The sequence below is a fragment of the Agrobacterium sp. 16-2014-1-2a genome (genome assembly GCF_053522705.1).
Map to the genome: position 1 here is coordinate 195,557 of NZ_JBNWBX010000006.1, position 14,437 is coordinate 209,993.

Sequence of the window (14,437 nt, forward strand, 5' to 3'; positions counted from 1 at the left end):
TATACCGGATCGACCGCCTGCCCGTTACCATACGAAGATATAGGGACTGGTGCTTCGCTGGAAAGGTTGGATGACGGCTTCGCCCACTTGGTCCAACGAACCCCGATATAGGCATATGGCGGACCCTTGGCCCGCCATAGTTCCTTAATTATCCCGCCCAAGATTGGAGGATGGGATTAACGTCCGGTTCAGCCCTTGATGAAGGCCAGAAGGTCCGGGTTGATGACATCCGCATGGGTCGTCAACATGCCGTGCGGATAACCCTTGTAAATCTTCAGCGTGCCGTTCTTCAGCAGCTTGATCTGCTTTTCCGACGCATCCGTGTAGGGCACGATCTGGTCATCGTCGCCTTGGGTGACAAGGGTAGGAACTGTCATCTTCTTGAGGTCTTCGGTCTGGTCAGTCTCGGAGAAGGCCTTGATGCCGTCGTAATGCGGCTTGGCACCGCCCATCATGCCCTGACGCCACCAGTTGTCGATAACGCCCGGATAGACCTTTGCGTCAGGACGATTGAAGCCGTAGAATGGACCCGATGCAACATCGCGGTAGAATTCGGCGCGATTGGCGGCGAGAGCCGTTCGGTAGCCGTTGAAGGTTTCGATCGGTGTACCGTCCGGGTTGGCAACGGTCTTCAGCATTAGCGGCGGAACGGACGACACGAGGATCGCCTTGGAGACGCGGCGCTGCGGCTCTCCGTATTTCGCGACGTAGCGCGCTACTTCTCCACCGCCGGTCGAATGGCCGATATGAATTGCGTTGCGAAGATTGAGATGCTCGACGACCGCGTTTGCGTCGGCGGCATAATGGTCCATGTCGTGACCTTCGCTTACCTGCTGTGAGCGGCCGTGGCCGCGACGGTCATGGGCGACGACGCGATAGCCGTTGGCAAGGAAAAAGAGCATCTGGGTTCCCCAGTCGTCCGAAGACAACGGCCAACCGTGATGGAAATGAATCGGCTGTGCGTCCTTCGGACCCCAGTCCTTGTAGAAGATTTCGACGCCGTCCTTGGTTGTCACATAGCTCATGGTTTTGTTTCCTTCTGTCTCTTGATGTTTCGAAGCGGCGGCGGCCGGCGATAACGGCAATGCCATTGCGACAGCCGTCACGGCGCCCGAAATCAGGATGCCGCGGCGATTGATGGGAAGCGACTGGCTGATCATCGTGCGACCGCCGGCTCAGACGTTGCGGGAGATTTCGAACAGGAACCAGACGCGGCGCTCGGCCTCGTCGATCCAGGTCTCGATCAGACTGGTTGTTGCGACGTCATTGTGCTCGGCGGTGGTGCCATGGAGCTCGCGCAGGATCGAGACGAGCTGCTTGTTATCTTCACGAAGCTCGGCCAGCATGTCGTCAGGGGTGACGAAATCGGCATCATTGTCGAGAATACGCTGCAGGCGCGCCGCATGACCGAGAGAGCGAAGCGTCGTCCCGCCGACCTTGCGTGCCCGTTCGGCGATGACATCGGTCAAGGCGAGCAGCTCGGCGCCATGCTCGTCGAGAAGCAGGTGATAGTCGCGGAAATTGCGGCCTGACATGTGCCAGTGAAAGTTCTTCGTCTTCAGGTAAAGGGCGAACACATCGGCCAGCAGCGCGGTAAGAGATGCGGAAATCTCCTGCCGTGCGATCGTGCCGAGATCGGTAGGGGTGGCGAGCGGGGAAAGACGCCGGCTGACAAGGGACGAGCTGCTCATGTTAATCTCCAGTTGGAAGTGGTTACCGCCTGTGCGGAAAACCTGACCGAAGCTACGAAAATGTCGGGCGACTGAGTATCCGATTGAAGTATCGGATGGCCTCGACCTTCGTATAGGTGGATGTCGAACGGCACCGACAGATCGCACAGAAGCCGCTCCGATTGGCACGATCGAACCTGGCAGCGCAATCGAAACGAGCCGGCGTCGTCGCAAAACCGCGCTGAGATGACCGACGACGACCTCAGCGGTTGGTTACAAGGCTAGGAGGCGACGGTGACCGTTTGGGTGGGATTAGCAAGGCGATCAAACCATCGGCGCGCCAACTCACTGCCGGCAGCGGCTAGCGCGATCGGCAAGACCAGCGACAGGGGAGCGTCCGTGAACTCCATGACCAGGCAGACCGCCGTGAGCGGCATCGTCATCGATGAGGACAGGAATGCTGCGGCCCCGATCAGGGCTAGGGCTCCTCCCTCTACGCCCGGAAACCATGCGGAAAGCCAACTGCCAAGCAGGAGGCCCAAAAGCGCACCTATCGACAGGCCCGGCGTCAGCAGCCCACCCTTTGCCCCGACACGCAGAGACAGGGCGATAGCGGTCAGCTTGATGGTGAGGAGACTGAGTACCGCCATCGGCGCGATATGCTCGTTAAACGCAAGTTCGGCTGGGCCCTTGCCGTTGCCTAGGACTTCCGGAACCTTCATCGCCAGCATACCGATGAAGGCAAAGGCCCCGAGCGAGCGTATCACGCCGCTGAAATCAGTTGCGGCATCAAAAGAGGCTTTGGCCATGACACGACGAAACGTAAACCCCAGGGTGCCGAAGACCGGCCCCATAAGCATCCCCATCCCGATGAGTGTCCACGTCAGGGGATAGGCCGGCAAGGTATATTGGAACTCGTCCCCGAGACCAAAACTCGCGACCACAGCCGCGGTGAAAGTTGCCGCTGCCGCCGGCCAGAGAAAGGCCCAGCGCGCCTGCCGCATCATGACTTCCATAATGAACACAGTCGCGGCGACCGGGACATTATAGACTGCCGCGAGGCCGGCGCCTGCTCCACAGGACAGGAGAAGGCGATATTGGTCAGGATCTAGGTCGAAGCCCGCGGCAAAGCGCTGAGCCAGAAGTGCTCCGAGTTCCCTCGGGGCGACTTCGCGGCCCAAAGGTGAGCCAAGCGCAACGGTGACGACCTGCAGCACGGCGTGAAGAACTGTTTCGGCAACCGGCATGGAATTCTGATCCGTCGCGGCACGGACGGAGACAAGCCGCCGGCCGTAGCGTGCAAGACCGCACCATCCGACGCCGGCGACAAGCCCGCAAACGCATAAAACGAAGAAACGCCGAAGCGGTGCCGCATCCGACACACCCTGCACGAAGCTCTCCGGCCCGATGACGGCGCTGAGGCTGTACCCATAGGCAACATGCTGGATCCAGCGGAGAGTGAGCGCAAGGCACATTGCCGCAATCCCTGAAAGCAAGCCGCAGCAGCAGGCCAACGCGATCATTCGAGCGGCATTGCGGACGGGTTGCGGCACCGAGACAGGACCACGACGCGGCAGGGGAATGGCCTCGGCGCGGGCCGCACTCTGCATTTCATTGAGGCTTTCGGGTGACGACATGCTTCGACCCTCGTCTTGCGCCGACACGAGCACTGGTGAGCCGCGAGAGACGCGGCGGGCACATTTCGTGGTCGCTCAGCCGTGTCGTTTCTTCAAGGCAAGGCCGAATGCCAGGAAACCACAGCCCTGGAACAGCAGGTCAACCGTCAGCATGGCGCCGAGCAGTCCAAGGCCGACGCCTGGCCAGGTTGCAAGGATGACGATACCGATCACCGTTGTCGCAATGCCGCTTGCCAAGATCCAGCACCAGCCCCGATTGGTACGAGCCCGCAGGCCGGTCGCAATTTTGAAGACGCCCGCAGCAATCAAAAGGACGCCGATTACGAGCGATATATCGACCGCTGACAGGATCGGATCGAAGATCAGGAACGCGCTTGCCACGCCGTAAAAAAGCCCGCTGAAAAGATCGATTGTCTGGCGACGCCAACCGCCAGCGGAGAATGCATGCACGATCTGGAATACCGCGCCGACCAGCATCATTGCGGCGATGTAGATGACCGATGCGAGTGTGGTGGCGAAAAGGTTGATGCTGGCGACGAAACCGGCGACGATCAGTCCGAGGCCAAGGGCGACATACCAGCCCCAGTTGGCGCGTGCCCTTTTCAGAGCGATACCGGGATTGGCGTTTGCAGTGATAGTGGTCATGACAGGCTCCTTGAAGGGAAAGGTGAGATATGCGGCGGCCTCGTGATGAGTTCGCAACCGACGTAGTTTTTGAGGATGGCAGCGGATGCCGTCATCTTACAGTTACGCCCGGAGTAAGCGCTGACGATCTGCGTTGCGCGGAACGCTGCCGAGCCTCCTTCAGTCGTGGCTGTTTGGGCCGACGGAGAAGCTCGTTCTTGCCGTCACCAGTCTCTTCGGACGACCGTCGATCTCGAGTGATGAGATGATCCACCTTCTCGTGCAGTCTACGAATCTCCAGTTCGGCCTTCAGATTGACCTTATAGTCATTGGTCGAGCGGAGCCGATCCTTCGCCTCCTGCCGCCTCTGGCTCATCATGATCACCGGCGCCTGGAACGCTGCGATCGTCGAAAGGACGAGGTTCAAAAGGACGAAAGGATAGGTGTCGAACGCATCGCTCGCTACGACAAAGGTGTTGTAAGCCATCCAGACTGCCAGAAGGCTGGCAAATCCGATGATGAAAATCCAGCTGCCGCCGAAATCCGCAACCAGGTCGGCAACGCGGCTTCCGAGCGTTTCGGTATCATCAAATTCGAGTTCGGTGTTTTCGGCCAGCGTCTCGCGAGACGCTATGCTATTGGCAACCTCGTTTTCGATCGGCGTCAGTTCACCCCGGTCCTCGCGAAGCAGGTCGAGTATCGACTGGCGGCGCAGCTCTTCGATCCTGCCCCTGTCGATCGTGTCGTCCGGCTTTAACGACGGATATTTCCGGCGCAGATAGTCGGCCACGCCGGGCCTGAGCTCTTCGATCCGGCATTCCTGACCTGGCTCGAGCAACACGCCGGTCACCGCATCGATCGGCCTGACCGTATCCGGTTGTCCAGTTGCTGGCGCAGCCAGCCGTTTCAGATCGTCGCTTTCGGACATGGACAAGGCGGACAATTTGAGTTCCTCAACATTGCTCAAGGGTGCCGGCACCGTCCTGGCGCCGCTGGCAAACGGGCGTGCGACATTTTTTTCGCACGCCCGGGCGCTTTACTGGGCGGAATGCAGCGTCAGGGCGGTGATGCCCGCAGCGATGTTGACGCCTTCTTCGGCTTGAAGGGCGATCGGCTGCAGCGCGATGGTGCCGTGCAGTCCACCGCCGAGCACCTTGGCGCCGACGCCCACGCCGAGAGCGGCGTCAGCGGCGATACCGGTATAGGTTCCAGATAAGGCTGCCCTGTCGCGCGAGGCCGGCGCAAAGACGAGCCAAGAAAGCTTTGCTTTGCTGATTTCGCCAATATCCAGACCGAATTCAGTGATCTTGCCGGTGTAGTCTTCCTTGGCGGCGCCATCGCCCGGTGTGAAAACGCAGCTCATTTCCTGCTGCGATCCGACGATAACACCGATGCCGGCGGAGACGTCGCAATCGAGACGCCCGGCTTCGACATGGGCTGCAGCAAAGGCAGTGGTCAGACCAAGGCCAAGCAGTGCGGCGGTCGTGACGGAATAGATCAGGGTCTTACGCATAAGATCGTCCTTTCGAATATGGATCAGTCGATAAAAAGCGATCCTTTGAAAGGAACGCGAAGGGATCCACCGCGAAATTTGGATCGTGAGTGTTGCGCGGTAGACCAAAGGGAGGGGGGCCTGGCCCATAGATCTGGACCAGGCTGGCTCCATTAACGCAGCCAGAATGTAACGCTGCCGTCTGCGGCCTGCTGAGCATTGACGATATCGTCAAGGATCGCACCACGGCGCACGAGGCGACGGGCAAGCGCCTTATTGGATTCGATCGCAGCTTGGAGCTTCTGGACTTCCGCCGCCGGCAGAGGGACAGCATTTGGGTTCCTGTTGTCACTGTCGCTGGCGCTGTAGTCGTTGGTGTATTCAATATTGAAGGGCTGGTTGAAGGTCGTCAGAGTTTTTTCGAGTTCCGGAGCCAAGTTCATGCCAACGCTGTCAGCGGCGTAAGAGACGCCGGCAAACGAAATCGAGGAGAGGATTGCAGCAGCTGCAAGTTTCGAGACGCGGTTCATAGCTTTTCCTTTCGGTGTGGATCGTGGAAGCCGCGATGGGTTTGACTGGCGGCATCCCGACCGCCTCGTGAGCGGTGAGGAAAAACTATGATGTGAGGCGCGTCGGCGAAATCACACACAAGTCTCTGAGACCTAGACCAAGGTTTGGTGCGTCGGGACCAACGAATGTATTGCCGGATAATTGTCATGGCAGACCGCCCAGCCAGACATCGCTTTCGCCCAAGTGCTCCAGACAAAAGAAAATGCGCGACCCCGTTTGGGATCGCGCATTTCTAACCACGCCCTTGAATCTGAGCCCCCTGTGTGGGGCGTAGCTGCCACGTTGCCCTCAAGTCGGCGGTGGTAAGCGGTGCCTCAAAGCCAAGCTGGGTTGTGATTGCTCACCAGCCGTAGCCGGGTCCGAACGGGCCGTAGAAATCCGGGAAATCTGGGCCCCAACCGGACCAATCCCAGCTTGCGTCACGATAGGTCTGCGCGGCGAGAAGTTGGCGATCTGCGATCTGCTCCTGCTTCTTGGTTTCCTGATATGCGCCGTAAGCCTTCTGCGTTCCAACATAAAGGCAATTGCAATTGACCGGATCGGCATAGACGTAACTAACGGTATTGCCCTTGCTACGCATCAGGAACTTGTTTGGCGGAAGGCGTTTCAGCATCGCTGCGCGCGCCGGCGTGTTTGCTGGCCGTGCAACGAAGCCCGCGGCCGCGAGGTCATTCTCATACTGGACGCTTTCGGCCGAGGTCTGGCACGACGCAAGCGCCAGTGACAGCGCAGTCGTCGCAATGATGGCAAAACCGGCACTGCGGTTGTTCGCGGCAAATTTCTTCAATGGCATTTCTCTCTCCGGTTTGAATTGAACGGGGAGAGGTTCGAACTTTATGAGCACGGTGAAAATCATACCCGTGTTCAATCAGCCTATCCGTTCGTATGGGGCGCTGCCGGTTCACCCGCTGACGAGCGACAGTCCTTTGACGCCCACGGCGAAATTAAGGCCATGACCCTGGAGGAGATATGGACGGAGGATAACACCGCTTCCATCGGTCTTCTTCAATACGATAGCATGTCCTGGCATATTGAGCTCGGGGTCGGCGGGAGAGGCGCTGTATGAGCCAGCAAAGTCAGCGGTCGGGGTTCCCCCGATTACGAGCCAGGTCATGTGGCCATCATCGACCTCCGCTGCATCAATATCGACATCCGCGATCCGGCCGTCATAGCGTGTTGCGGTGCCGTCCGCGGCCGAGAAGAAATCGCAAACCACTTCTTCCTTCGCGATAACGGGGGTGTCACCGTTCGACTTGACTGCACAACGCAAAGTGCCGACCGGTTGGCTACCGGATGCCTGCGCCTGGCTGGCAGATGCAAAGGATGCTGCCGACAATAAAGCAATGGCAACACGCACGGATATTTGGCTCATCGAGCTCTCCAATGTCTGATGTTTGAACGCGCGCATGTGGAAGCGCGTCCCGAAAGCCTAAGATCAAGGCGTCTGCGCGACTATCATCCCTAAAGATCCTCTCCCCCTACATGGGTGTTGGTTCGTTGGCGAAACCAACCGAGGGCCTGCGAGAGAGATTGAGTTTATCCCTACCTACAGACAGGATAGCTAGACTTGCGCATAGATTACGGTCGGTCACGCTCTCGGTATCTTCAAATCCAACGCGCATTACGGCATCGGCTCGTCAACCGTTTGCCGACTGCGCCCCTGTCCCAATAAATCGGAGCGCAAGATGAAGTCCTCGCAAGGCGGCAGCCGGCAGAAAGTCAAAATGAACCGGACGATGGCTTTGCTCGGAATCTTAAGTGCTTCCGTCGGAGTTGCCGCTATTTCTGCCGTTGCGCTGGAATTTCTCCCCCTGCCCGCTTTCGCCCTAGACACGCCGCCTGCCGGTGTTCCGGTAGAGGTCACCAGTCCTAAACGGGAGAACGTGCCGGTATTTCTCAACGGGCTCGGCTTCGTTCAGGCGGAAAACACCGTCAACATCACGCCTCAGATTAGCGGACAGCTTCAGAGCGTCAGCTTTGTCGAGGGACAGCAGGTTCGCAAGGGCGATCTTTTGGCCGAGATCGACCCGCGCCCGTTTCAGGCGACAGTCAACGAAGCCGCGGCCAAGATTGCGCAGGATCAGGCCAATCTCGCCAATGGCCAATATCTTCTGGAGAAAGATACGAAGCTGGCGGGCCAGCAGATCGTCACCCAGGAGGAACTGGAGCAGCAGCGCGCTCAGGTGAATGCGCTGAGCGCTCAGCTGCAGCAGGACCAGAGTGCCAAGGAGAGCGCCGACATATCGCTGACATACACACAGATCCGCTCTCCAATCGACGGCCGAACCGGCATTCGGCAGATCGATCCCGGCAATCAGGTCTCCCCCACTGGTGCCGTCCCGATCGTCACAATCACCCAAACGGATCCAATCTCGGTGATTTCGACATTGCGCGAGAGCGATCTCGAGAAGGTCAAAAGCGCTTTGGCCACAGGGCCCGTCACGGTTACCGCCTCATCGGTCGATCTGACGACCGAGCTCGGGACGGGTGAAATTCTGGTGATCGACAACGAGATCGATCAGGATACCGGGACGATAAAGATCAAATCGACCTTCGCAAATCCGCAAGGAAACCTCTGGCCGGGTCAATCCGTCTCTCTGCGTATCCTGCAAAAGTACCTTCCTGACGCCCTGACCGTTCCATCCGCGGCGCTGCAACGCGGGCCCGAGGGGTATTTCCTCTATGTCGTCGATCCCGATGGCAAAGCGCAGGTGAAGAACGTTGCCATCGGCCCGATAGAAGGGCATTCGGCGGTGATCGCCAACGGGCTCGCCGCCACCGACAATGTTGTAATAACGGGGCAGTATCGGCTTTCGCCCGGCGCTACCGTCGATGCCACGCCAGTTGCGGCTATTGCCGCTGCAAAGGAGTAGCCAATGTCTATCTCCTCGTGGTTCATCAAGCGACCGATCGCCAGCTCGCTTTTTATGGTCGCACTTTTTGCCGTCGGCATTGCAGCCTATCCATTCCTTCCGGTGGCAGCTCTGCCACAGGTCGATTTCCCGACGATACAAGTCTCCGCGCAACTCCCCGGCGCCGACCCACGCACCATGGCGACATCGGTGACGCAGCCACTGGAACGCCAGTTCGCACAAATTCCCGGCGTCTCGCAAATAACGTCCACCAGCACGTTGGGAAGCAGCTCGATCATTCTTCAGTTCGACCTTTCTCGCGATATCGATAGCGCTGCCCAGGACGTTCAGACGGCGATTAATGCAGCCGGTGGCCAACTTCCGACCGGCCTTCCATCACCTCCGACCTACAGGAAGGTCAATCCGGCCGATCCACCGATCATGATCCTTGCCCTGACATCTGATGTGATCCCGCTGACTGGCGTCGACGACTATGCCGAAAACGTATTGGCCCAGCATATCAGTCAGCTCGATGGTGTCTCCCAGGTCGTGGTCTTTGGTCAACAGAAGCCGGCGATCCGGGTACAGGTCAATCCGTCCGAAATAGCTGCTCGCAATCTCGGGCTGGAGGATATTCGAAGCGCGATCACCAGCCTCTCTACCGATGCGCCGAAAGGGACGATCCAGGGCGTTGCCCGCACCTACACGATCTATGACAACGATCAGTTGCTCGACGCCGAAGGGTGGAACGACGCCATCGTCGCCTACAAAAACGGCGCGCCTGTCCGGATCAAGGATATCGGCCAGGCAATCAGCGCGCCCGAGAATACGCAGCTAGCGGCATGGGCGAATGGCAAGCCGGCGATATTGCTTCCCATTTTCAAACTGCCGGGCGCCAACGTGATAGACACCGTGGCCGCCATCAAGGCTGCCATGCCTCAATTAAAAGCAATTTCGCCCGGTGCGGTCGATATTTCGATCCTCAGTGACCGGACTGAGACGATCCAGGCATCAGTGCTCGACGTCGAGACGACACTTGCGATCACGATCGGCCTCGTTGTCATGGTCATTTTCGTCTTCCTGAGGAGCTTTTGGTCGACCGCCATTCCGAGTGTCACCGTACCGCTGGCGCTGATGGCCACACTCGCGCTGATGTATGTTGCAGGTTTCAGCCTGGATAATCTTTCCTTGATGGCACTCAGTATAGCGATCGGCTTCGTCGTCGACGATGCAATCGTCATGATCGAGAATATCCAGCGTCATATCGAGATGGGCAAATCTCCCCGCGACGCGGCAATCGACGGTGCTGGAGAAATCGGCTTCACGATCGTCTCGATCAGCGCCTCGCTTGTTGCGGTCTTCACACCGCTCCTGCTGATGGGCGGCCTGGTAGGCCGGCTGTTCCAGGAATTTGCTATCACCGTGACGATGACGATTGTCGTGTCGGCAATCGTTTCGCTGACAATCACCCCTATGCTGGCTGCACGTTTTCTGAAACCCGAGGCTCAAGCAAGTCATGGACGCGTTTTCATGATTTTCGAGCGCGGTTTCGATGCTCTCCTTGCCGGCTATCGTCGAACGCTGGATCAGGCCTTGAGATTCCATGCCGTGACCTTCTCGGTATTTCTGGCATCTATGGCTGCAACAGCGTTCCTTTTCATCGAAATTCCAAAAGGTTTCTTCCCGACCCAAGATACTGGGCTTTTGATTGGCCAACTCGAAGCTTCCCAGGGCATCTCCTTTGCGCAGATGGTACGACTACAGAAGCAGGCCGGCGCCATCATTCAAAGTGACCCGGACGTGTCGACGATCGGCATGGCCGTGGGCGGCGGCGCCGGACAGACGGTCAATATCACCCGCATGTTTATCACGCTGAAGCCTCACGACCAGCGGACCGCATCGGCCACCGACATCATCCGCCGGCTCAATCCCAAGCTGGAAGAGATAAGTGGAGCCCAACTCTTTCTCCAGGCGGCCCAGGATATCAATGTCGGCGGCCGCGCATCGGCGACCCAGTATCAGTATACGCTGCAGGACGGGAACGGTGCGGAGCTCGACCAGTGGGCGAGCAAGCTTCTTGAAAAATTCAAGGCGCTCCCGGAACTAGCAGACGTCGCTTCCGATCAGCAAAACGGCGGCGCGACGATTACCCTTGCGATCGACCGCGATCAGGCGGCACGTTTCGGCATCGAAGCGCAGACCATCGATAACACGCTTTATGACGCATTCGGTCAGAGACAGGTTGCCCAGTTCTTCACCGACGTAAACAGTTACCATGTCGTGCTGGAGGTCAGTCCCGGCTTCAAGGACAGTCCGTCGGCGATTGATAGCCTCTACATCAAGTCACCGCTGACCGGTGAACAAGTGCCGCTGAACCTCCTGGTGAAGCAGTCGACGGAACCGACCGCGGTTCTCGCCGTCACCCACCAAAGCCAGTTCCCCTCCGTCACACTGTCCTTCAACCTTGCGAAGGGTGTTGCGCTCAGCCAGGCGGTCGCTGCCATCAATGCCGCACAGCACGAGCTCGGCACACCGGCAACGCTTAACGGCACGTTTCAGGGAAATGCGCAGGCCTTCCAATCGTCACTGGCGAGTGAACCGCTCCTCGTCTTGGCCGCTTTGTGTGTCATCTATCTCATTTTGGGCGTGCTTTACGAAAGCTACGTCCATCCGGTCACCATTCTATCGACCCTGCCGTCGGCCGGACTTGGAGCACTTGCGATGCTTTGGGGCTTCGGCTTTGACTTCACGATCATCGCGCTGATCGGGGTGATCCTGCTGATTGGCATCGTGAAGAAAAACGGCATTCTGATCGTCGACTTCGCGCTGGAAGCCCAGCTGGACCTTGGAATGTCGCCGCAAGAAGCGATCCGGCATTCTTGTCTTCAGCGTTTCCGGCCGATCCTGATGACAACCTGTGCGGCGCTCTTCGCAGGCGTCCCGCTCATGCTTGGTCACGGCACTGGATCCGAGTTGCGCCAGCCTCTCGGTTATACGGTCGTCGGTGGCCTCATCATCAGCCAGCTGATGACACTCTACACCACGCCGGTCGTCTATCTTTATCTCGAGCGCCTGAGCCAGGCTTTCTCCAGACAGGCACATGCGGAAGAAGAACAGCGATCCAACAAACCATCATGACATAAGCCGACACGGCAAACGTCATGCCGTATGAGGCGTGTATGTCTGACCTATGCTTCTGTATAGCTTCGGACATCTCCTTGCGCTGGTAGGCTTGCAATCGAACAACAGCGGAGACCCCCAATGACAAAGAAGCGCCCGGACGGCATCAAGGCATATAACGAACCGGCTGGTGGCTGGGGAGCATTGAAAGCAGTCGCCGAAACTCTCACAAGACAGCAGGTCGTCGCTCAGGGGACAGCTACACTTTTAAAGGCGAACCAGCCCGAAGGTTTCGATTGTCCCGGCTGCGCCTGGCCCGACCCGAAGCATACCTCCTCTTTCGAGTTTTGCGAAAACGGCGCCAAGGCTATCACCTGGGAATCTACCGCCAAGCGCGTCAGTCCTGATTTCTTTGCCAACCATACGGTTGCCGAACTTTGGAAATGGACCGATCACGAACTGGAGAATGAGGGCCGCCTGACCCACCCGATGATCTATGATGCCGGCAGCGACCGCTACCAGCCGATTGAATGGGACGAAGCGTTTGCTCTCATCGGCAAGGAACTCAATGCGCTCGGGAGCCCGCATGAAGCCGAGTTCTATACGTCCGGCCGGGCGTCGAACGAAGCGGCCTTCGTCTATCAGGCGTTCGTGCGCGCTTTCGGCACGAACAATTTTCCCGATTGCTCGAATATGTGCCACGAGGCGACCAGCGTAGGCCTGCCGGAATCGATTGGCGTCGGCAAAGGGACAGTCACGCTTGAGGACTTCGATCATTGCGATGCGATCTTCAGCTTCGGTCATAACCCGGGGACGAACCATCCGCGTATGATGACGACTTTGCATGAGGCCTCGCGCCGTGGCACACCAATCGTCGTCTTCAATCCGTTCAAGGAACGGGCGCTCGAAAAATTTGCTGCCCCGCAGGATCCAATCGAGATGGCGACCTTCTCCTCAACAGAGATCGCATCCGCTTATCATCAGGTTCGTACCGGCGGCGATCTTGCCGCGCTCAAGGGGATGATGAAGCTGATCTTCGAAAGGGATGCAGATGATCTGGCCAATGGCGGAGCCGGCGTCCTCGATCGCGCCTTTATCGCGGAACACACGCTGGGCATCGCCGAGCTGCGTCGTGATATCGAAGAAACGAGCTGGGACGACATCATCCATTATTCCGGACTGTCGCACGCCTCGATTGAAAGCGCAGTTGATGTGTATCTGAAGGCCAAAAACGTCATCCTCTGCTACGGCATGGGCCTGACCCAGCATGCAAACGGCACGCATAATGTCCAGCAAGCCGCAAATCTCCTGATGTTGCGTGGCAATCTGGGGCGCGAAGGCGCCGGCATCTGCCCGGTCCGCGGCCATTCGAACGTCCAGGGCGACCGGACTGTCGGGATTACCGAGATCCCCAATGCACCACTTCTGGACGGCATGGAGCGGGCTTTTGGCTTTCGACCGACTGGCGACAAGGGCCATAATGCGGTCGAGGCAATTGAGGCAATTGCTGACGGACGCTCCAAAGCGCTAATCTGCCTTGGGGGTAACCTTGCAGTGGCAATGTCGGACCCTACCGTAACCTTCGCAGGCATGCGCAAGCTCGACCTTGCCGTTCACATCTCCACGAAGCTCAACCGGTCGCACCTGCTGACGGGTAAGACCTGTATCGTTCTGCCATGCTTCGGCCGAACCGACCTCGATACGCAGGCATCCGGCCCGCAATCGATAACGGTCGAGGATTCCATGTCGATGGTTCATGCCTCGCGTGGCTTTCTCAATCCGCCGAGCCCTTTCCTCAAATCAGAACCTGCCATCCTGGCCGGCATTGCGCAGGCGACGCTCGGCGGTAAATACGGAATCGACTGGGCCGGCATGATCGACAATTACGACCGCATCCGCGACAAGATCGAAATCGTCTTTCCCGACTTCAAGGACTTCAATAAGCGGGTACGCGTCCGTGGCGGCTTTAGACTGAGTGTTCCGGCGTCCCATCGCGAATGGCGCACAAAGACGGGTAAGGCGAATTTCCTGATCTCCTGCGGCCTGGACGAGGACCCGAGGCTGAACGACCCCGAGACGCTTGTGATGGCAACGATGCGCAGCCACGACCAATACAACACGACGGTCTATGGCTTGGACGATCGCTATCGCGGTGTGTTCGGCCGGCGCGACGTCATCTTCGTCAGCGCTGCCGATCTTAAATCGCGCGGCCTGCAGGATGGCGATCTCATCGATGTTCATGCCGTCACGAGCGGACCAGAACGGTCGGTCCGCGGATATACAGCCGTGGCCTATGATCTCCCCCAGGGCTCGGTCGGCGGTTACTATCCGGAAATGAACGCGATCGTCGCCCTCAGTCACTATGACCGGAAATCCGGAACGCCGGCCTACAAGGGCGTGCCGGTGAAGATCGTGCGTTCGCAGGCCGCATGAAAACTCGACGCGACCTTGACATGGCCTGAGGAGGCAATG

At 58.5% G+C, this 14,437-nt stretch carries 12 protein-coding genes; 3 read left to right on the forward strand and 9 right to left on the reverse strand.

The window, feature by feature from the left end:
• Positions 1–188: 188 nt before the first annotated feature.
• The 9 genes from ACQZ45_RS18700 to ACQZ45_RS18740 form a co-directional block, all read right to left on the reverse strand.
• Complete coding sequence (locus tag ACQZ45_RS18700) at positions 189–1,160, reverse strand: alpha/beta fold hydrolase (protein ID WP_065689058.1); 972 nt, start codon at positions 1,158–1,160, stop codon at positions 189–191.
• 15 nt (positions 1,161–1,175) lie between these two features.
• The gene (locus ACQZ45_RS18705; protein ID WP_065689057.1) at positions 1,176–1,691 is read right to left on the reverse strand and encodes a Dps family protein; all 516 of its coding nucleotides are present in this window, start codon (positions 1,689–1,691) and stop codon (positions 1,176–1,178) included.
• 260 nt (positions 1,692–1,951) lie between these two features.
• Positions 1,952–3,307, reverse strand: a complete 1,356-nt coding sequence (locus ACQZ45_RS18710) for a chloride channel protein (RefSeq protein WP_448742420.1) — start codon at positions 3,305–3,307, stop codon at positions 1,952–1,954.
• Positions 3,308–3,382: 75 nt separating this feature from the next.
• Positions 3,383–3,952 (reverse strand): HdeD family acid-resistance protein, encoded by a 570-nt coding sequence (locus ACQZ45_RS18715; RefSeq protein ID WP_448742421.1) that lies wholly within the window; start codon positions 3,950–3,952, stop codon positions 3,383–3,385.
• 91 nt (positions 3,953–4,043) lie between these two features.
• Positions 4,044–4,874 (reverse strand): DUF1003 domain-containing protein, encoded by an 831-nt coding sequence (locus ACQZ45_RS18720; protein ID WP_139104393.1) that lies wholly within the window; start codon positions 4,872–4,874, stop codon positions 4,044–4,046.
• Positions 4,875–4,967: 93 nt separating this feature from the next.
• The gene (locus tag ACQZ45_RS18725; RefSeq protein ID WP_065689194.1) at positions 4,968–5,444 is read right to left on the reverse strand and encodes a DUF992 domain-containing protein; all 477 of its coding nucleotides are present in this window, start codon (positions 5,442–5,444) and stop codon (positions 4,968–4,970) included.
• A 152-nt stretch (positions 5,445–5,596) separates the two neighbouring features.
• Positions 5,597–5,953 carry a hypothetical protein gene (locus tag ACQZ45_RS18730; protein ID WP_065689055.1) on the reverse strand — a complete coding sequence of 119 codons (357 nt, stop codon included), beginning with the start codon at positions 5,951–5,953 and terminating at the stop codon, positions 5,597–5,599.
• Positions 5,954–6,333: 380 nt separating this feature from the next.
• Positions 6,334–6,786, reverse strand: coding sequence for a hypothetical protein (locus tag ACQZ45_RS18735; RefSeq protein WP_198927939.1), 453 nt, complete (start codon positions 6,784–6,786; stop codon positions 6,334–6,336).
• Positions 6,787–6,894: 108 nt separating this feature from the next.
• On the reverse strand, positions 6,895–7,401 hold the full coding sequence (locus ACQZ45_RS18740; RefSeq protein ID WP_448742422.1) for a DUF992 domain-containing protein: 507 nt from the start codon (positions 7,399–7,401) through the stop codon (positions 6,895–6,897).
• A 277-nt stretch (positions 7,402–7,678) separates the two neighbouring features.
• On the opposite strand from ACQZ45_RS18740, the gene ACQZ45_RS18745 reads away from it, so the two are divergent.
• From ACQZ45_RS18745 to ACQZ45_RS18755, 3 genes are all read left to right on the forward strand, one after another.
• Positions 7,679–8,866 carry an efflux RND transporter periplasmic adaptor subunit gene (locus tag ACQZ45_RS18745; RefSeq protein WP_236736266.1) on the forward strand — a complete coding sequence of 396 codons (1,188 nt, stop codon included), beginning with the start codon at positions 7,679–7,681 and terminating at the stop codon, positions 8,864–8,866.
• A 3-nt stretch (positions 8,867–8,869) separates the two neighbouring features.
• Positions 8,870–11,983 carry an efflux RND transporter permease subunit gene (locus ACQZ45_RS18750; protein WP_065689053.1) on the forward strand — a complete coding sequence of 1,038 codons (3,114 nt, stop codon included), beginning with the start codon at positions 8,870–8,872 and terminating at the stop codon, positions 11,981–11,983.
• A gap of 123 nt (positions 11,984–12,106) precedes the next feature.
• The gene (locus ACQZ45_RS18755; protein ID WP_065689052.1) at positions 12,107–14,398 is read left to right on the forward strand and encodes an FdhF/YdeP family oxidoreductase; all 2,292 of its coding nucleotides are present in this window, start codon (positions 12,107–12,109) and stop codon (positions 14,396–14,398) included.
• The last annotated feature ends 39 nt before the right edge of the window (positions 14,399–14,437 follow it).

Excerpts from the sequence above, each read along its gene's own strand:
- ACQZ45_RS18700 (WP_065689058.1), bottom strand. The coding sequence starts at position 1,160 with ATGATCAGCCAGTCGCTTCCCATCAATCGCCGCGGCATCCTGATTTCG.
- ACQZ45_RS18705 (WP_065689057.1), bottom strand. The coding sequence starts at position 1,691 with ATGAGCAGCTCGTCCCTTGTCAGCCGGCGTCTTTCCCCGCTCGCCACC.
- ACQZ45_RS18710 (WP_448742420.1), bottom strand. The coding sequence starts at position 3,307 with ATGTCGTCACCCGAAAGCCTCAATGAAATGCAGAGTGCGGCCCGCGCC.
- ACQZ45_RS18715 (WP_448742421.1), bottom strand. The coding sequence starts at position 3,952 with ATGACCACTATCACTGCAAACGCCAATCCCGGTATCGCTCTGAAAAGG.
- ACQZ45_RS18725 (WP_065689194.1), bottom strand. The coding sequence starts at position 5,444 with ATGCGTAAGACCCTGATCTATTCCGTCACGACCGCCGCACTGCTTGGC.
- ACQZ45_RS18730 (WP_065689055.1), bottom strand. The coding sequence starts at position 5,953 with ATGAACCGCGTCTCGAAACTTGCAGCTGCTGCAATCCTCTCCTCGATT.
- ACQZ45_RS18735 (WP_198927939.1), bottom strand. The coding sequence starts at position 6,786 with ATGCCATTGAAGAAATTTGCCGCGAACAACCGCAGTGCCGGTTTTGCC.
- ACQZ45_RS18740 (WP_448742422.1), bottom strand. The coding sequence starts at position 7,401 with ATGCGCGCGTTCAAACATCAGACATTGGAGAGCTCGATGAGCCAAATA.
- ACQZ45_RS18745 (WP_236736266.1), top strand. The coding sequence starts at position 7,679 with ATGAAGTCCTCGCAAGGCGGCAGCCGGCAGAAAGTCAAAATGAACCGG.
- ACQZ45_RS18750 (WP_065689053.1), top strand. The coding sequence starts at position 8,870 with ATGTCTATCTCCTCGTGGTTCATCAAGCGACCGATCGCCAGCTCGCTT.
- ACQZ45_RS18755 (WP_065689052.1), top strand. The coding sequence starts at position 12,107 with ATGACAAAGAAGCGCCCGGACGGCATCAAGGCATATAACGAACCGGCT.